Below are 17812 nucleotides of genomic sequence, written 5' to 3' on the forward strand. Positions count from 1 at the left end.
CGCTCATGAACCTGCTTACCGAACTGGTCGCATTCGTCGTGGCGATCGGCGTTCTGGTCGTCGTGCACGAATACGGGCACTACAGCGTCGCGCGTCTGTGCGGCGTGAAGGTCCTGCGTTTCTCGATCGGCTTTGGCCGGCCGCTCGTCCAGTGGGTCAGCAAAAAGAGCGGCACCGAGTGGACCATCGCAGCGCTGCCGCTCGGCGGCTACGTGAAGATGCTCGACGAGCGCGAATCGGCCGATCAGATTCCCGCAAGCGATTTGCCACATGCATTCAACCGCCAGTCGGTTGGCAAGCGCATTGCGATCGTCGCGGCGGGGCCGATCGCCAATTTCGTGCTGGCCATTGCGCTCTTTTCCGTGGTCTACGCGAGCGGGGTGACCGAGCAGAAGGCGATTGTCGCGGCGCCGCCCGCGCAAACGGCAGCGGCGCGTGCCGGCTTCCAGGGCGGCGAAACGATTCTTTCGGTGAGCGATGCAAACGGCAGCCGCACCGAGCCCGTGCGATCGTGGTCGGACCTGCGCTGGAAACTGCTCGCCACGGCGTTCGACCAGGGCCATGTCGTCCTTGCCGCCCGCGATGGCGAGGGCACCTACGATTTTCCGCTCGATCTCTCGCAACTGACCGGCAAGGATATCGACGACGACTTCATGGCGAAGCTCGGCCTCGAGGCGGGCGGTAACACGCTCAAGGTGGCGGCGGTGGAGGCGGGTAGTGCGGCGCAACATGCCGGGCTGCAGGCGGGCGATCAGCTGCGCGCCGTCGATGGCCGGCCCGTGGACAGCGCAAGCACTTTCATCGCCTGGGTGAAGGCGCGTGCGGGCAAGCCCGTGCGGCTCACGGTCGCGCGCGGCGACGCTTCCCAGCACGCGCAGCAGACGCTCATGCTCACGGTCACTCCGGCCCTGCAGCGCGACGCGCAGACCGGTGAGGAAGTGGGCCGAATCGGCGCGGCGCTCTCGGCGCAGGCGCCTTCCGTGGACGTGCGTTACGGGCCGCTCGAGAGCGTGCGGCTCGGTGCGTATCGCACGTGGGACATTGCCGTGTATTCGCTGAGGATGTTCGGCCGCATGATCACGGGCGAAGCCTCGCTGAAGAATCTGTCAGGCCCGGTGACGATTGCCGACTATGCCGGCAAGAGCGCGAGACTCGGTCCCTCGGCGTTCCTGTCGTTCCTCGCTCTCGTGAGCATCAGCCTCGGCGTATTGAATCTGCTCCCAATTCCGGTATTGGACGGGGGGCATCTGTTATATTATGCGGTTGAAGCCGTAACGGGCAAAGCCGTCTCGGACCGCTGGCAGCTCGTACTGCAGCGCGCGGGACTTGCCTGCATCGTCGCACTGTCGGCGATCGCGTTGTTCAACGATCTGGCTCGGTTAATCCATTTTTAAAGATGTCTGGCGGCGTCCGTGGGCGGGCCGCCTGACCTGATGCAGCTATACATAATTGGGGAAGCACGTTGTTTAGACCTCATCGCTTGGTTCCAAAAACGGTTGCGGCCGCGGCGATCGCCGCACATGGACTCGTTGCCCACGCAGCAACGACGCCTTTCGTGGTTCAGGACATCCGCATCGAAGGGCTGCAACGCGTCGAGCCGGGCACGGTGTTCGCCTACCTGCCGATCAAGCAGGGCGACACGTTCACCGACGACAAGGCGTCCGAGGCCATCCGCGCACTGTATGCGACGGGCTTCTTCAACGACGTGAAGATCGCCACCGAAGGCGGCGTAGTGGTGGTGCAGGTGCAGGAGCGCCCGGCCATCGGCACGATCGACTTCGCGGGCATCAAGGAATTCGACAAGGACAACCTCACGAAGGCGCTGCGCGCCGTGGGTCTCTCGCAAGGCCGCTACTACGACAAGGCACTCGTCGACAAGGCCGAGCAGGAGCTCAAGCGCCAGTACCTCACGCGCGGCTTCTACGCCGCCGAGGTCACGACCACGGTCACGCCGATCGACCGCAATCGCGTCGGTCTGCTGTTTTCGGTGGTCGAAGGTCCGAGCGCGAAGATCCGCCAGATCAACTTCATCGGCAACAAGACGTACAGCAGCGGCACGCTTCTCTCGGAGATGCAGCTGTCCACGCCGAACTGGTTCTCGTGGTACACGAAGAACGACCTGTACTCGAAGGAAAAGCTCACGGGCGACCTCGAGAACGTGCGCTCGTACTACCTGAACCACGGATACCTCGAGTTCAACATCGACTCGACGCAGGTCTCGATCTCGCCCGACAAGAAGGACATGTACCTCACCATCGGCATTCACGAAGGTGAGCCGTACAAGGTGTCGGGCATCCAGCTGTCGGGCAATCTGCTCGACCGTGAGGCCGAGCTCAAGAAGCTCATCAAGATCAAGCCGGGCGACACCTTCTCGGCCGAGAAGCTGCAGGCCACGACCAAGGCCATCGTCGACAAGCTCGGCGAATACGGTTACGCGTTCGCGACCGTCAATGCGCTGCCGCAGATCGATCAGGCGAACCACACGGTCAACCTCACGCTGCAGGTCGATCCGAGCCGCCGCGTGTACGTGCGCCGCATCAACGTGGTGGGCAACACGCGCACACGCGACGAAGTCGTGCGCCGCGAAATGCGCCAGCTCGAAAGCTCTTGGTTCGATTCGAACCGCCTCGCGCTCTCGAAGGACCGTATCAACCGTCTGGGCTACTTCACCGACGTCGACGTGACCACGGTGCCCGTGGAAGGCACGGCCGACCAGGTGGACGTGAACGTGAAGGTCGCTGAAAAGCCGACCGGCGCGATCACGCTGGGTGCGGGCTTCTCGTCGACCGACAAGGTGGTGCTGTCGGCGGGCGTGTCGCAGGACAACGTGTTCGGTTCGGGCACCTCGCTCTCGCTGAACGTGAACACCGCGAAGACGTACCGCACGCTGGCTCTCACGCAGGTGGACCCGTACTTCACGGTGGACGGCATCAAGCGCATTACCGACGTCTACTACCGCACGTACCAGCCGCTGTACTACTCGACCGATTCGAGCTTCCGCATCATCACGATGGGCGGCGACCTCAAGTTCGGCATCCCGTTCTCGGAAGTCGACACGGTCTACTTCGGCGCCGGCTTCGAGCAGGACACGCTCGACATCGACTCGAACACGCCGCAGAGCTATATCGACTACGTGAACCAGTTTGGCCGCGTGTCGAACAACGTGCCGCTCACGGTGGGCTGGTCGCGCGACGCGCGTGACAGCGCGCTCGTACCGAGCAAGGGCTACTTCACGCAGGCGAACGCCGAGTACGGCACGCCGGTCGGCGGTACGCAGTACTACAAGGCCGATATTCAGGCGCAGTACTACTACTCGTTCGCGCGCGGCTTCGTGCTGGGCCTGAACTTCCAGGGCGGCTACGGTAACGGCCTCAGCGGCAAGCCGTACCCGATCTTCAAGAACTACTACGCCGGTGGTATCGGTTCGGTGCGTGGCTACGAGCCGAGCTCGCTGGGTCCGCGCGACAAGACGACGAACGACCCGATCGGCGGCTCGAAGATGCTGGTCGGCAACATCGAGCTGACCTTCCCGCTGCCGGGTACGGGCTATGACCGCACGCTGCGCGTCTTCACGTTCGTCGATGGTGGTAACGTCTGGGGCACGGAAGGCAACAGCATTGGCGCCAACGGCCTGCGTTACAGCTACGGTTTCGGTCTCGCGTGGATTTCGCCGATCGGCCCGCTGAAGTTGAGCCTGGGCTTCCCGGTGACCAAGCACACGGGCGACCAGTACCAGAAGTTCCAGTTCCAGATCGGGACGGCGTTCTGACGTATGTTTTGCCCGGCGATGGTTGCGCGCGCAGCGCACAGCGCCGGAATCCAGGAAACGAGAGGATGACTTTGCTAACGGGTATGTTTTCCAGACGGACGATCGGGGCGATGACCGTGTCGCTGGCGCTCCTCGGTTTTGGCATGGGCGTGGCGCAGGCGCAGGAAGCCAGGATCGCGGCGGTGAACTCCGATCGCATCCTGCGTGAATCCGCTCCCGCGAAGGCCGCGCAGACCAAGCTCGAAGCCGAGTTCGCCAAGCGCGACAAGGATCTGCAGGACATGGCGCAGCGCCTGAAGTCGATGTCGGATTCGCTCGACAAGAACGGTCCGTCGATGGCGCCGACCGATCGCGCGTCGAAGCAGCGCGACCTGTCCGCGCTCGACAGCGACTTCCAGCGCAAGCAGCGCGAATTCCGCGAAGACCTGAACCAGCGCCGCAATGAGGAACTGGCTGCGGTGCTCGATCGCGCGAACAAGGTGATCAAGCAGATCGCTGAGCAGCAGCATTACGACCTGATCGTGCAGGAAGCGGTGTACGTGAGCCCGCGCATCGACATCACCGACCAGGTGCTGAAGGCGCTCGCAGCGAATAGCGCGGGCGGTAGCAGCAGCAACTAAGGCAACGAAAAGCAACTAGGCAGGAGCAGCACGCGCATGGCATTTACGCTTGAGGACATCGTCGGGCGGTTCGGCGGCGAGGTGGTGGGCGATGCGACGCAACGCGTCAGTTCGCTGGCGCCGCTCGACCAGGCTGGTCCGCAACAGCTCGCGTTCCTCGCCAATCCGAAGTATCTCGCGCAGGTCGAGACGACCCGGGCGGGCGCGGTGCTCATCAGCCCCGGCGACCTCGAGAAGCTCGCATCGCGCGAAGGACGCAACTTCATCGTCACACCGAATCCGTATGCTTACTTCGCGCGTGTCGCGCAGGCGTATATCGACCTCGCCGCGCCGAAGGCGCAGCCAGGCATCCACGCCAGCGCCCACGTCGACGCGAAGGCCCAGGTTGCCGCGAGCGCGGTGATCGGCCCGAACGTCACGGTCGAAGCGGGCGCCGTGATCGGGGAAAACGTACGGCTCGACGCGAACGTCTTCATCGGCCGCGGCACCCAGGTGGACGAGGGCTCGCACCTGTATCCGGGCGTGACCGTCTACCACAGCTGCAAGCTTGGCCCGCGCGCCATCGTGCATGCCGGCGCCGTGATCGGTTCGGACGGCTTTGGTTTCGCCCCCGATTTCACGGGCGAGGGCGCCGCGCGCACGGGTAGCTGGGTCAAGATTCCGCAGGTGGGCGGCGTGGCCATCGGGCCGGACGTCGAGATCGGCGCGAACACCACGATCGACCGTGGCGCGATGGCCGATACGATCATCGAAGAATGCGTGAAGATCGATAACCTCGTGCAGATCGGCCACAACTGCCGGATCGGCGCGTACACGGTCATCGCGGGCTGCGCCGGCATTGCGGGCAGCACGACGATCGGGCGTCATTGCATGATTGGCGGCGCGGTGGGCATCGCGGGGCACGTCACGTTGGGCGACTACGTGATCGTCACCGCGAAGTCGGGTGTCTCGAAGTCGTTGCCGAAGGCTGGCATCTACACGAGCGCTTTCCCGGCGGTCGATCATGCCGACTGGAACAAGAGCGCCGCGCTGTTGCGTAACATCGACAAGCTGCGCGACCGTATCAAGGCGCTCGAGGCGGCGGTAGCCCAGAAGCCGCAGGGCGAATAAGAAAGCAGTATCGAGGTAGCGGGCGGCGTGTCGCGGGAGCGGCGCGCCGCTTTGCGTCGCGGACGGCCAGACTGGCCGCCCCGGGGCTGCCCGCCCGGGGCAATACGCATGCACGGGAGCGCGGGCGTGGCGCATACTTCGCGTCAGCGCGGGCGTGTTTGGTCCGGCGCCTCGAATATCGAAATCGAAAGTCACACGCGCAATTCCTGCGTGAGCAGAACCACCATGAACATCGAAAAACTCAACTTCGACATCCACAAGATTCTCACGCTGCTGCCGCACCGCTATCCGTTCCTGATGGTGGACCGGGTCATCGAGCTCGAGCCGCACAAGAGCATCAAGGCGTTGAAGAACGTGACGGTCAACGAGCCCTTTTTCACGGGACACTTCCCGCAGCGTCCGGTCATGCCCGGCGTGATGATTCTCGAGGCGCTGGCGCAAACCGCCGCGCTGCTCACGTTCTCGGAGGAAGAGCAGGACTTCGAGAATACGCTGTACTACTTCGTGGGCATCGACGGCGCGCGCTTCAAGCGCGTGGTCGAGCCGGGCGACCAGCTCATCCTCAACGTGACGTTCGAGCGCTACATGCGCGGCATCTGGAAGTTCAAGGCGGTGGCCGAAGTGGAAGGCTCCGTGGCCTGCGAGGCGGAACTCATGTGCACCGTCAAGAAAATGGACGCGGCGCAATAAGCAGCGCCGCCGCATGCCGCAGCGCGCCTTGACCTCGAGGCGCCGGCGCACGGAAACAGAATCGGAGAGCGAGGACGAATGAGCAGGATCCATCCCACTGCGGTCGTCGAGTCGGGCGCGCAGATCGACGAATCGGTCGAAATCGGACCGTTCGCGGTCATCGGTGCGAACGTCACCATCGGTGCACGCACGAAGGTCGGTTCGCATAGCGTGCTGGAAGGCCACACGACGATTGGCGAAGACAACACGATCGGCCACTACGCGTCGATCGGCGGCCGTCCGCAGGACATGAAGTACAAGGGCGAGCCCACCAAGCTCGTGATCGGCAGCCGCAACACCATCCGCGAGTTCACGACGCTGCATACGGGCACGGTGCAGGACACCGGCGTCACGATCATCGGCGACGACAACTGGATCATGGCCTACGTTCACGTCGGCCACGACTGCCGTCTTGGCAACAACGTCATCATGTCGAGCAACGCGCAGCTCGCGGGCCACGTGTTCGTCGAAGACCACGCGATCGTCGGCGGCATGACCGGCGTGCACCAGTTCGTGCGCATCGGCGCGCATTCGATGGTCGGCGGCGCCTCGGCGCTCGTGCAGGACGTGCCGCCGTTCGTGATCGCCGCCGGCAACAAGGCGGTGCCGCACGGCATCAACGTCGAAGGTCTGCGCCGTCGCGGCTTTTCGGCTGACGCGATTTCCGCGCTGCGCTCGGCGTATCGCACGCTCTACAAGAACGGGCTCTCGCTCGAAGAGGCGAAGGTGCAGCTCGCCGACCTCGCGCAGGCGGGCGGCGACGGCGACGTGCACGTGAAGGCGCTGCTCGACTTCGTCGAGCAGTCGCAACGCGGCATCATTCGCTGATCGATGGCGCTGCAAACGCGTCCGCTGCGCCTCGCAATGGTCGCCGGCGAGCCGTCCGGCGACCTGCTTGCGTCGTCGCTGCTTGCAGGTCTCAAAGCCCGCTTGCCCGACACTACGCAGTACTACGGAATCGGCGGCCCGCGCATGATGGCCGCCGGCTTCGATGCGCACTGGCCGATGGAAAAACTTTCGGTGCGCGGCTACGTCGAGGCGTTGCGGCACATTCCCGAGATTCTGCGCATCCGCAACGAGCTCAAGCATCAGCTGCTGGCCGAGCCGCCTGACGCCTTCATCGGCGTGGACGCGCCTGACTTCAACTTCGGTCTCGAGCACGCGCTGCGCGACGCGGGTATTCCGACCATCCACTTCGTCTGCCCGTCGATCTGGGCGTGGCGCGGCGGTCGCATCAAGAAGATCCAGAAGGCTGTGGATCACATGCTCTGCGTGTTTCCGTTCGAAACGGCGCTCCTCGAGAAGGCCGGGGTGGCGGCATCGTACGTGGGCCATCCGCTCGCCGACGAGATTCCGCTCGAACCGGATATGCCCGGTGCGCGCCGCACGCTGGGCCTGCCGGAAAGCGGCCCGGTGATCGCGGTGCTGCCGGGCAGCCGCCGCTCGGAAATCAACCTGATCGGGCCGACCTTCTTCGACGCGATGCAGATCATGCAGCGGCGCGAGCCGGCGCTGCGTTTCGTGATGCCGGCGGCAACGCCGGCCATCCACGCGCAGCTGCAGGAACTCGCGAACGCGCATCAGGGTCTCGCGCTCACGATCATCGACGGCCAGTCGCAACTCGCCATGACGGCCGCCGACGCAATCCTCGTGAAGAGCGGCACGGTCACGCTCGAAGCGGCGCTGCTCAAGAAGCCGATGGTCATCTCCTATAAGGTGCCCTGGCTCACGGGGCAGATCATGCGCCGTCAGGCTTACCTGCCGTATGTCGGCCTGCCGAACATTCTCGCGGGGCGCTTCGTCGTGCCGGAAATTCTGCAGCACTTCGCGACGCCAGACGCGCTTGCCGACGCGACGCTCACGCAGTTGCAGGACGAGGCAAACCGGCGCACGCTGACCGAGGTGTTCACGCAGATGCATCTGACCCTGCGCCAGAACACAGCGGAGCGCGCGGCCGAGGTGGTCGCGAGCATCGTCGAAGGCCGAAAGGGGCGGGCATGAGCGAGGGCACGATCAAGCGCACGGCCAGGCGCACGACAGCGCCGGCGGAGAAAAAACCGCCGTCGCAGGCGGCGCTCAAGCTCGCCGCGCGTCGCAAGGCGGCGCGCCAGGCCGGACTGCTGTTCGAATCGCCGGACGACGTGATCTGCGGCGTGGACGAGGCCGGCCGCGGGCCGCTCGCCGGGCCCGTGGTTGCCGCGGCCGTGATTCTCGATCCGGCCCGGCCGATTCGCGGGCTCAACGATTCGAAGGTGCTGACGGCACAGGCGCGGGAAACGCTCTACGAGCGCATCGTCGAACGCTCGCTCGCGTGGTGCGTCGCATCGGCGAGCGTCGAGGAAATCGACACGCTCAACATCCTGCACGCGACGATGCTGGCGATGCGGCGCGCGGTCGAGGGCTTGAGCCTCGTGCCGACGCTCGCGAAGATCGACGGCAATCGCTGCCCGGTGATGCCGGTGCGCAGCGAGGCAGTGATCGGCGGCGACGCGCTCGTGCCGAGCATTTCGGCGGCGTCGATCGTCGCCAAGGTTACGCGCGACCGCATGCTGATCGATCTGCACCAACGCCATCCGTATTACGGTTTCGACGCCCATGTGGGCTACGGCACGCCGCAGCACCTCGAAGCGTTGCGCGTACATGGTCCGTGCGAGCATCACCGGCGCTCGTTCGCTCCCGTGCGCGACGCCTACGTGCTGCACGGCATCGTCCTGCCCGACGCTTCGACCGTGGTCAGCGACGCCGCCGGCCTCGAAGAAGACGACGCCTTCGCGCCGCTGCCTTGAGCCGCCGCTGACGGCGTCTCGCGCGAGCCGGCGCCGTCTCGCACGGTGCCGGCGCAGCCGTTTTTCTTACTCCCGATTCTCATTTGACACGCCTGAGCCGCCCGTGAAAGCCATTACCTCGCGCGACAATCCGCTCTACAAGCGTCTGAAGGCGCTCGCCGGCTCGACGCATCAACAGCGGCGCAGCCATCAGGCCTTGCTCGAAGGCTTCCATCTCGCGAGCGCGTGGCTCGACGGCGGCACACAGCCCGAGTACTGCGTCGTGACCGAAGGCGCGCTCGCGCACGAAGAAGCGCAGGCGATCGTTGCCCGCGTCGACGAGCGCCGCGTCATCACACTGCCCGATGCACTCTTCGGGCAGCTCTCGAACGTCGTGCACGGCGTAGGGCTGCTACTGCTCGTCGATATGCCTGAAGCGCCGTTGCCCGAACGCGTTGCATCGACCTGCCTCGTGCTCGACGGATTGCAGGACGCCGGCAACGTCGGCTCGATCCTGCGCAGCGCGGCGGCCGCCGGCATCGACAGGGTATTCTGCACGCCGGGTACGGCCTATGTGTGGTCGTCGAAGGTGCTGCGCTCGGCAATGGGCGCGCATTTCCTCTTGCAGGTGTTCGAGAACGTGGAGGCCGAAGCGCTCGTCGAGATGCTCGGCGTGCCGGTCGTCATCACCGATTCGCATGGCGCGCAGGCGATCGACGAGGCCGATCTGACGGGCCAGGTCGCGTGGGTGTTCGGCAACGAAGGAGCGGGCGTCTCGCAGGTTTGGCGCGACGCGGCCGCGCTGCGCGTGACCATCCCGCAGCCGGGCGGCATGGAGTCGCTCAACGTCGCGGCGGCGGCGGCGGTGTGCGTGTTCGAGCAATGCCGGCAGCAGCGTCACGCACGTTGACACTCGCGCCGGAGAGCAATAAAAAAGCCCGCTCAGATGCGGGCCTTTTCGTTTCTGGCCGGGCGTTTCAATACGACGGCTTGTCGATGCGGATTTCCTGCAGGATTGTGGTGGCGATTTCCTCGATCGACTTGTGCGTCGACGAGAGCCACTTGATGCCTTCGCGCCGCATCATCGCCTCGGCTTCGTTGACCTCGTAGCGGCAATTTTCCAGCGCGGCGTACTTGCTGCCCGGGCGCCGCTCGTTGCGGATCTCGGTCAGGCGCTGCGGATCGATCGAGAGGCCGAAAATCTTCGTGCGATGCGAAAGCAGCGCATTCGGCAGCTTGCCGCGCTCGAAATCGTCGGGGATGAGCGGGTAGTTCGCGGCCTTCACACCGTACTGCATCGCGAGATACAGGCTCGTCGGCGTCTTGCCGCTGCGCGACACGCCAACGAGGATCACGTCGGCGTCGGCGAGATTGCGGTCGGACTGCCCGTCGTCGTGCGCGAGGGAGAAGTTGATCGCCTCGATACGGTTCTTGTATTCGTCGGTGTCGGCGTTCTGGTGGCCGCGGCCCATGGCGTGGCTCGACTTGAGCTCCAGCTCCTGCTCGAGCGGTTCCACGAAGGTCTGGAACATGTCCATCACGAGCGCATTCGCGCGCTTGACGATCTCGTTCGAGTTGCTGTCCACGAGCGTCGTGAACACGATCGGACGGCGGCCTTCCTGCACGGCGGCTTCGTTGATCTTCTCGGCGGTCGAGTAGGCCTTTTCGGACGAATCGACGAAGGGCACGCGCACGAGGCGGAATTTCTGGTCGAACTGCGACAGGATCGAATGCGCGAAAGTTTCGGCAGTGATCCCGGTACCGTCGGAGACGATGAATACGGTAGGCGGCATCGGTTGAGGCTGGGTACGTGAGCTGCAGGGCCGCTCGGGACAGGCTTGGGCGCCCGGAAAGCCCCGTCCGGCGGGACCGAGGGGCAATTCTCGCCGACTGGCACAAATTCGAGAGTCGGCACGGTAGAATAGCGGCAACCTGTTGGATAAGCAATTGCAGTGCAACCGCGCCAAACCGCCGCCTAACGCGGTGCATTCTGGTGTCAATTTGCAGCGATTCCGTCTAACTCCATGTAATCGCGCGCATCTTCGTGCTTTTCCATTGAATGGAAATTCGCTCGGCTCTTGAGCGATTGCTTCTCCAACAGGTTGCGCAAGACGTGAATCCGCCCCCAATGGGCGGACCGCGTTCGAGCCCACTTGCGCAATCGTGAATTTTTTTCACACTTAGGGGCTTGTATGACTAACACCGTTGCCAAGGATCAGGCGTATGTAGTGCCTTTCGAGCAGTTGCGGATGACCGATGTCGAGATCGTGGGCGGCAAGAACGCCTCGCTCGGCGAAATGATCAGCCAGTTGGCTGAGGCAGGCGTGCGAGTGCCCACGGGTTTCGCGACGACGGCGCTCGCCTTCCGCGACTTCCTGAAACATAACAACCTGACCGAACGGATCGCGGCTCGTCTGGAGACGTTCGACGTCGACGACGTGAAGGCGCTGGCCGAAGCTGGCAAGGAGATCCGTCAGTGGATCATCGACGCGCCGCTGCAGCCGAAACTCGAAGCGGACATCCGCGCCGGTTTCGAGACGCTGCAAAACGGTTCGCCGTCCGAGCTCTCGTTCGCCGTACGTTCGTCGGCAACGGCGGAAGACCTGCCCGACGCATCGTTTGCCGGTCAGCAGGAAAGCTACCTCAACGTGGTCGGCATCGAAGACGTGCTCGATCGCCTCAAGCACGTGTTCGCGTCGCTCTACAACGACCGCGCCATTTCCTATCGCGTCCACAAGGGCTTCACCCACGCCGAAGTCGCGCTGTCGGCTGGCGTGCAGCGCATGGTCCGCTCGGACCGCGGCGCCGCAGGCGTGATGTTCACGCTGGACACGGAATCGGGCTTCAAGGACGCCGTCTTCATCACGTCGAGCTACGGCCTCGGTGAAACGGTCGTGCAGGGCGCCGTGAATCCGGACGAGTTCTACGTCTTCAAGACCACGCTCGCGCAGGGCAAGGCTCCGATCATCCGCCGCTCGATCGGCTCGAAGCTCATCAAGATGGAATTCACGCAGCCGGGCGAGCCGGGTCGCGTGAAGACGGTCGACGTCTCGCACGAACAGCGCAACCGCTTCTCGATCACCGACGAAGACGTGATCGAGCTGGCGAAGTACGCCGTCATCATCGAGAAGCACTACCAGCGTCCGATGGACATCGAGTGGGGCAAGGACGGCCTCGACGGCAAGATCTTCATTCTCCAGGCGCGTCCGGAGACCGTGAAGAGCCAGGCCGCCGGCAAGGTCGAGCAGCGCTTCAAGCTCAAGGGCCAGTCGCAGGTGCTCGCAACGGGCCGCGCGATCGGCCAGAAGATCGGCGCGGGCCGCGTGAAGGTGATTCACGACCCGTCCGAAATGGAACGCGTGCAGCCGGGCGACGTGCTCGTCGCCGACATGACCGACCCGAACTGGGAGCCGGTGATGAAGCGCGCTTCGGCGATCGTCACGAACCGTGGCGGCCGTACCTGCCACGCGGCGATCATCGCGCGCGAGCTGGGCGTGCCGGCCGTGGTGGGCTGCGGCGACGCGACCGACGTGCTGAAGGACGGCGCGCTCGTGACGGTTTCGTGCGCGGAAGGCGACGAAGGCCGCATCTACGACGGTTTGCTGGAAACCGAAGTCAGCGAAGTCCAGCGTGGCGATCTGCCGGCCATTCCGGTCAAGATCATGATGAACGTCGGCAACCCGCAGCTCGCGTTCGACTTCTCGCAGCTGCCGAACGCGGGTGTTGGCCTCGCGCGTCTCGAGTTCATCATCAACAACAACATCGGCGTGCACCCGAAGGCGATTCTCGAGTACCCGAATGTCGACGCGGACCTGAAGAAGGCCGTGGAAAGCGTGGCCCGCGGCCACGCCTCGCCGCGCGCGTTCTACGTCGACAAGCTCACGGAAGGCATCGCCACGATCGCGGCGGCGTTCTATCCGAAGCCCGTGATCGTTCGTCTGTCGGACTTCAAGTCGAACGAGTACAAGAAGCTGATCGGCGGTTCGCGCTACGAGCCGGACGAAGAAAACCCGATGCTGGGTTTCCGCGGCGCGTCGCGTTACATCGCCGAGGACTTCGCGCAGGCGTTCGAAATGGAGTGCCTGGCGCTCAAGCGCGTGCGTGAAGAAATGGGTCTCGCGAACGTCGAGATCATGGTGCCGTTCGTGCGCACGCTCAAGCAGGCCGAGCGCGTGGTCGGTCTGCTCGAGAAGTTCGGCCTCAAGCGCGGCGTGAACGACCTCAAGCTGATCATGATGTGCGAAGTGCCGTCGAACGCGATTCTCGCCGAAGAGTTCCTGCAGTACTTCGACGGCTTCTCGATCGGCTCGAACGACCTTACGCAGCTCACGCTCGGCCTCGACCGGGACTCGGGCATGGAACTGCTGGCCGTCGACTTCGACGAGCGCGATCCGGCCGTGAAGTTCATGCTCAAGCGCGCGATCGAAACCTGCCGCCGTCTGAACAAGTACGTCGGCATCTGCGGTCAGGGCCCGTCCGATCACCCGGATTTCGCCCAGTGGCTCGCGGAAGAGGGCATCGCTTCGATCTCGCTGAACCCGGACTCGGTTGTCGAGACGTGGCAGCAGCTGGCGAAGTCGCAGTCGAAGTAAGCGCGGTGCCGAGGGCGTCACTCCTCGGCACATACGGAGCTTGATGCAGCTTCCCGTGCGTCACCGCACGCTGCGGAAAAAAGTGTCAGCTTCGTGCTATAACACCCCGGTCTATCCGGGGTGTTTTACTTTGGGAGGTCGTCGTGGGTCCGCATGGTTTGTTCTGGTGGATTGCCGCTGGCGTGCTCATCGTCGCCGAGCTGATGACCGGCACCTTCTACTTGTTGATGATCGCGCTCGGCTTTCTCGCCGGCGCGCTCAGCTATGAGCTTGGCTGGCCGCTCGACGGGCAACTGCTCGTCGCGGCGGCGGTCGGGCTCGCGGCCGTGGTCACGCTGCGGCGCTCGCGTTTTGGCCGCCGCCGGCGCATGACCGACGCCTCGACGGATCCGGGCGTGAACCTCGATATTGGCGCGACGCTTGCTGTCGCCGCATGGCGCGACGGCCGCGCGCGCACGATGTATCGCGGCGCCGAATGGGACGTCGAACTCGCGCCCGGCGAGCCCGAAGACGCGCCGCTCTATGAAATCAAGGCAGTGCGCGGCAGTTGCCTCGTCGTGGCGGCGAAGCGCGAACGGCGCGATGCCAATGCGCCCGGCGCCGCTCGCGACGACGCGCGCCACGCGTGACCGGCCGAATTCACCTCACACCAACACACCACACAGAAGCGAACGGAGGTCCCGTATGCAAGTCCCAGTCGTCGGCCTGATTCTGCTCGTGATCGTCGTCGTGCTGATCGCGCAGACGATCAAGATCGTGCCGCAACAGCATGCCTGGGTGCTCGAACGGCTTGGGCGCTACCACGCCACGCTTACGCCGGGGCTGACGATCGTGCTGCCGTTCGTGGATCGCGTGGCGTACAAGCACGTGCTCAAGGAGATTCCGCTCGACGTGCCGAGCCAGGTCTGCATCACGCGAGACAACACGCAGCTTCAGGTGGATGGCGTGCTGTACTTCCAGGTGACCGATCCGATGAAGGCGTCGTACGGCTCGAGCAATTTCGTGTTCGCGATTACGCAGCTTTCGCAGACCACGCTGCGCTCGGTGATCGGCAAGCTCGAACTCGACAAGACCTTCGAGGAACGCGACTTCATTAACCATAGCGTCGTGTCGGCGCTCGATGAAGCTGCATCGAACTGGGGCGTGAAGGTGCTGCGTTACGAAATCAAGGATCTCACGCCGCCGAAGGAAATCCTCCACGCCATGCAGGCGCAGATCACCGCCGAGCGCGAAAAGCGCGCGCTCATCGCGGCCTCGGAAGGCCGCAAGCAGGAGCAGATCAACCTGGCAGCCGGCGCGCGCGAGGCAGCGATCCAGAAGTCGGAAGGCGAGCGTCAGGCGGCGATCAACCAGGCGCAGGGTCAGGCGGCCGCCATTCTCGCAGTGGCCGAGGCCAACGCGCAGGCCATCCAGAAGATCGGCAACTCGATCCAGGCGCAGGGCGGAATGGACGCCGTCAACCTCAAGGTGGCCGAACAGTACGTGAATGCTTTCGCCAATCTGGCGAAGCAGGGCAATACGCTGATCGTGCCGGGCAACATGGGCGACTTGAGCTCGATGATCGCTTCAGCGCTGACGATCGTGAACCGGGCAGGCCTGCGCGAGGGGCAGATCAGTGGGGCCGGGGCGGCGAAGGGCGCATAAGCGCTCAGGCCGCTGCAAATGACAACGGGCCGCATGAGCGGCCCGTTGTCCATCTGAACTTCCGGAAGAATCAGGTGGGCGAGCGCATCAGGCGCGCCTTTTCGCGCTCCCAATCGCGTTTCTTCTCGGTTTCTCGCTTGTCGTGCAGCTTCTTGCCCTTGGCGAGGCCGATCTCGCACTTCACGCGGCCGCCCTTGTAGTGAAAGTTCAGCGGCACGAGCGTGAAGCCGCGCTGCTCGACCTTGCCGATCAGCTTGTCGATTTCCTCGCGATGGAGCAGCAGCTTGCGGGTGCGCGTGGGGTCCGGCTGGATGTGCGTCGAGGCCTCGGGCAGCGGGCTGATGTGCGTGCCGATCAGGTAGAGCTCGCCGTCCTTGATCACGACGTAGCTTTCCTTGATGTTGGCTCGCCCGGCGCGCATGGCCTTGACTTCCCATCCTTCCAGCACGAGCCCGGCCTCGTGGCGCTCTTCGATGAAGTAATCGAAGAACGCTTTTCTGTTGTCGATGATGCTCATAGGAAAATGGGATTGGCCCAACTCGTTTAAAATTACGATTTTAGCAAAGCGGGCTCCCGAAAGCCCGTGGCGCTTTCACCCTAGCCACGCATTGCGCAATTTATGGCGGATGTCCAGAAAACCGTGTTGATTCGCCATTCGGCGGAACAAATGTTCGACCTCGTCACCGACGTCGCCGACTACCCCAACTTCCTGCCGTGGTGCGGCGGCGTCGAGATTCGCCGTCAGGACGAGAGCGGCATGGAGGCGAAGATCGACATCAACTTCAAGGGCATCAAGCAACACTTCGCCACGCGCAACTCGCAAAAGCGGCCCGAGCGCATCGACATGGAATTCGCCGATGGCCCGTTCCGCAAGTTCACGGGCTACTGGCGTTTCACGCCGCTGCGCGCCGACGCCTGCAAGATCGAGTTTGCGCTGCATTACGAGTTTTCAAACATCATTCTCGAGAAGCTCATCGGGCCAGTGTTCCATCACATCGCGAACACCTTCGTCGACTCCTTCGTGAAGCGCGCCGACCAGCGCTACGGCAAGCCATGAGCGCGAATCTTTCCATCGACGTCTGCTACGCGCTGCCGGACACGCAGACGCTCATCAGCATCGAGTTGCCGACGGGCGCGACCGTCCAGCAGGCCATCGAAGCAAGCGGCATTCTCGCGCGCCATCCCGAGATCGATCTGGCGAAGCTCAAGGTGGGCGTGTACGGCAAGCTCAAGCCGCTCGACACCGTGCTCGCCGACCACGACCGCGTGGAGATCTACCGGCCGCTGATCGTCGACCCCAAGATGGCGCGCCAGCGTCGCGTCGACAAGACCCGCAAGGAAGGCTCGATCGAAGGGCGCAAGTGGTTGCCCAAGGACTCGCGCTAGAGGTTCGAGCCGGGTTGCCACGGATTTAACGCACGAACGTAATGGGCGGGACAGCTTGCGCTGTCTCGCCCATTCGGCATTTTGCGGCCCGGCGCGCTCAGGCGATGGTTGTGCGGCCGTTTTGCTTCGCGTCGACGTTGGGTTGCGCAAGGCGGCTTTCGTTGCCGATGCCCGGCAGATCGCCGTCCGGCACGATGCCGTCGCCGTGCGCGGTGTCTTCCGGACCGCCCGAATGCTGGCGCACCGACCAGCTTACGCCCGCCACGAGCAGCATGATCGCCGCGATTTCCAGCCCGCGCGGCAGCCGGTGATCGTAAATAAAGCCATAGAGCAGGGCGAACAGCGTCTCGAACACGATCATCTGACCCGAGAGCGTGAGCGGCAAGCGCTTGGCGGCGGCGTTCCAGAGTCCGTTGCCGAGCCACGAGGCGCCGATCGCGAGCACCAGATTCAGCTGCCAGAACGTGGTCCAGCGGCCGGCGGCCACGGTTTCCTGCACCCAGTGCGACGGCACGACGAGAATGCCGAGCCAGAGCAGGCCGCCGAGCGCGCCCGTGACCACGCCCCAGAGCACCGACCATTCGTTGCCGCTGAAGTGCGCATTGCGCTGCAGATAACGCGCGTTCTCGACCGCGAACCAGGTCCAGCACACGAGCGAGCCGACTGCGCAGCCAATGCCTGCGATGCGTGTGAGGATACTCGCGCCGCCCGCGTCGCCGGCTGCGCTGAACACGTCCACGTTGATGCAGACGATGCCGGCCGCGATCATCGCAAGCGGCCAGACCAGACGCGAAAGCGGCACGGCGCCATGGTCACGGCGGCCGAGCAGCGTGACCGTGACGGGCAGCACGCCGACGATCAGCGAGGCCGGCGCGATGCCCACCAGATGGATGGCACTCGCGAGTAAGAGGTAATAGAGCACGTTGCCCACCAGCGCGAGTTTCACGAGCGCGACGAGATCGGCGCGCGTCATGCGCGGCCAGACACGGCGCAGCATGGGCAAAAGCGCGGCGAGCGAAACGAGCCCATACATCGCATAGCGGCCCGCGCTCAGGAGCAGTGGCGAGAACTCCGCCAGTTGCCGGGGCACGACGAACACCGTTCCCCATAATGCGCCGGCGAGCACGCCGTACAACACACCACGCTGCATTTGTATTGCCTCCGGATACTTCGGGTGGCCCAAGGCAGGCCGTTATG

The 17812-nt window shown here is 64.3% G+C and carries 17 protein-coding genes; 14 read left to right on the forward strand and 3 right to left on the reverse strand.

The window, feature by feature from the left end:
* Positions 1-5 precede the first annotated feature (5 nt).
* The 9 genes from rseP (at position 6) to AB3X98_RS13850 (ending at position 9903) form a co-directional block, all read left to right on the forward strand.
* Complete coding sequence (rseP, locus tag AB3X98_RS13810; protein ID WP_368605423.1) at positions 6-1394, forward strand: RIP metalloprotease RseP; 1389 nt, start codon at positions 6-8, stop codon at positions 1392-1394.
* 68 nt (positions 1395-1462) lie between these two features.
* A complete protein-coding gene (gene bamA, locus AB3X98_RS13815) occupies positions 1463-3769 on the forward strand; it encodes an outer membrane protein assembly factor BamA (protein WP_342945832.1) in 2307 nt (768 codons plus the stop codon).
* A 71-nt stretch (positions 3770-3840) separates the two neighbouring features.
* Entirely contained in the window at positions 3841-4389 is a 549-nt protein-coding gene (locus tag AB3X98_RS13820; protein WP_141710716.1) for an OmpH family outer membrane protein, read from the forward strand.
* Between the two features lie 36 nt (positions 4390-4425).
* The gene (gene lpxD / locus AB3X98_RS13825; protein WP_069265624.1) at positions 4426-5499 is read left to right on the forward strand and encodes a UDP-3-O-(3-hydroxymyristoyl)glucosamine N-acyltransferase; all 1074 of its coding nucleotides are present in this window, start codon (positions 4426-4428) and stop codon (positions 5497-5499) included.
* A 225-nt stretch (positions 5500-5724) separates the two neighbouring features.
* A complete protein-coding gene (fabZ, locus tag AB3X98_RS13830; RefSeq protein ID WP_028204052.1) occupies positions 5725-6189 on the forward strand; it encodes a 3-hydroxyacyl-ACP dehydratase FabZ in 465 nt (154 codons plus the stop codon).
* 78 nt (positions 6190-6267) lie between these two features.
* On the forward strand, positions 6268-7056 hold the full coding sequence (lpxA, locus tag AB3X98_RS13835; RefSeq protein WP_342921362.1) for an acyl-ACP--UDP-N-acetylglucosamine O-acyltransferase: 789 nt from the start codon (positions 6268-6270) through the stop codon (positions 7054-7056).
* 3 nt (positions 7057-7059) lie between these two features.
* A complete protein-coding gene (gene lpxB, locus AB3X98_RS13840) occupies positions 7060-8229 on the forward strand; it encodes a lipid-A-disaccharide synthase (protein WP_368605422.1) in 1170 nt (389 codons plus the stop codon).
* Positions 8226-9014 (forward strand): ribonuclease HII, encoded by a 789-nt coding sequence (gene rnhB / locus AB3X98_RS13845; RefSeq protein ID WP_368605421.1) that lies wholly within the window; start codon positions 8226-8228, stop codon positions 9012-9014. The genes lpxB and rnhB overlap by 4 nt, the downstream gene beginning before the upstream one ends.
* A gap of 103 nt (positions 9015-9117) precedes the next feature.
* Positions 9118-9903 (forward strand): TrmH family RNA methyltransferase, encoded by a 786-nt coding sequence (locus tag AB3X98_RS13850; RefSeq protein ID WP_368605420.1) that lies wholly within the window; start codon positions 9118-9120, stop codon positions 9901-9903.
* Between the two features lie 67 nt (positions 9904-9970).
* On the opposite strand, the gene AB3X98_RS13855 is transcribed toward AB3X98_RS13850, so the two are convergent.
* Positions 9971-10786, reverse strand: coding sequence for a pyruvate, water dikinase regulatory protein (locus AB3X98_RS13855; protein WP_028204047.1), 816 nt, complete (start codon positions 10784-10786; stop codon positions 9971-9973).
* A gap of 399 nt (positions 10787-11185) precedes the next feature.
* Here AB3X98_RS13855 and ppsA point away from each other — a divergent pair, with 399 nt between their 5' ends.
* The 3 genes from ppsA to AB3X98_RS13870 all read left to right on the forward strand — a co-directional run bounded on the left by ppsA (position 11186) and on the right by AB3X98_RS13870 (position 15229).
* Complete coding sequence (gene ppsA / locus AB3X98_RS13860) at positions 11186-13585, forward strand: phosphoenolpyruvate synthase (protein ID WP_069265628.1); 2400 nt, start codon at positions 11186-11188, stop codon at positions 13583-13585.
* A 143-nt stretch (positions 13586-13728) separates the two neighbouring features.
* On the forward strand, positions 13729-14214 hold the full coding sequence (locus AB3X98_RS13865) for an NfeD family protein (RefSeq protein WP_141710708.1): 486 nt from the start codon (positions 13729-13731) through the stop codon (positions 14212-14214).
* 55 nt (positions 14215-14269) lie between these two features.
* Entirely contained in the window at positions 14270-15229 is a 960-nt protein-coding gene (locus AB3X98_RS13870; RefSeq protein WP_069265629.1) for an SPFH domain-containing protein, read from the forward strand.
* 70 nt (positions 15230-15299) lie between these two features.
* Here the strand turns inward: AB3X98_RS13870 and smpB are convergent, their stop codons facing one another.
* The gene (gene smpB / locus AB3X98_RS13875) at positions 15300-15746 is read right to left on the reverse strand and encodes an SsrA-binding protein SmpB (protein ID WP_069265630.1); all 447 of its coding nucleotides are present in this window, start codon (positions 15744-15746) and stop codon (positions 15300-15302) included.
* Between the two features lie 102 nt (positions 15747-15848).
* Here smpB and AB3X98_RS13880 point away from each other — a divergent pair, with 102 nt between their 5' ends.
* Entirely contained in the window at positions 15849-16286 is a 438-nt protein-coding gene (locus tag AB3X98_RS13880) for a type II toxin-antitoxin system RatA family toxin (RefSeq protein ID WP_042265786.1), read from the forward strand.
* Positions 16283-16615 (forward strand): RnfH family protein, encoded by a 333-nt coding sequence (locus AB3X98_RS13885; RefSeq protein ID WP_342945826.1) that lies wholly within the window; start codon positions 16283-16285, stop codon positions 16613-16615. The genes AB3X98_RS13880 and AB3X98_RS13885 overlap by 4 nt, the downstream gene beginning before the upstream one ends.
* Before the next feature lie 97 nt (positions 16616-16712).
* Here the strand turns inward: AB3X98_RS13885 and AB3X98_RS13890 are convergent, their stop codons facing one another.
* Positions 16713-17765, reverse strand: coding sequence for a DMT family transporter (locus tag AB3X98_RS13890; RefSeq protein ID WP_368605419.1), 1053 nt, complete (start codon positions 17763-17765; stop codon positions 16713-16715).
* Positions 17766-17812: the final 47 nt, after the last annotated feature.

It is taken from the genome of Paraburkholderia sp. BR14312 (assembly GCF_040948675.1).
GTDB classification, from domain to species: domain Bacteria; phylum Pseudomonadota; class Gammaproteobacteria; order Burkholderiales; family Burkholderiaceae; genus Paraburkholderia; species Paraburkholderia nodosa_A.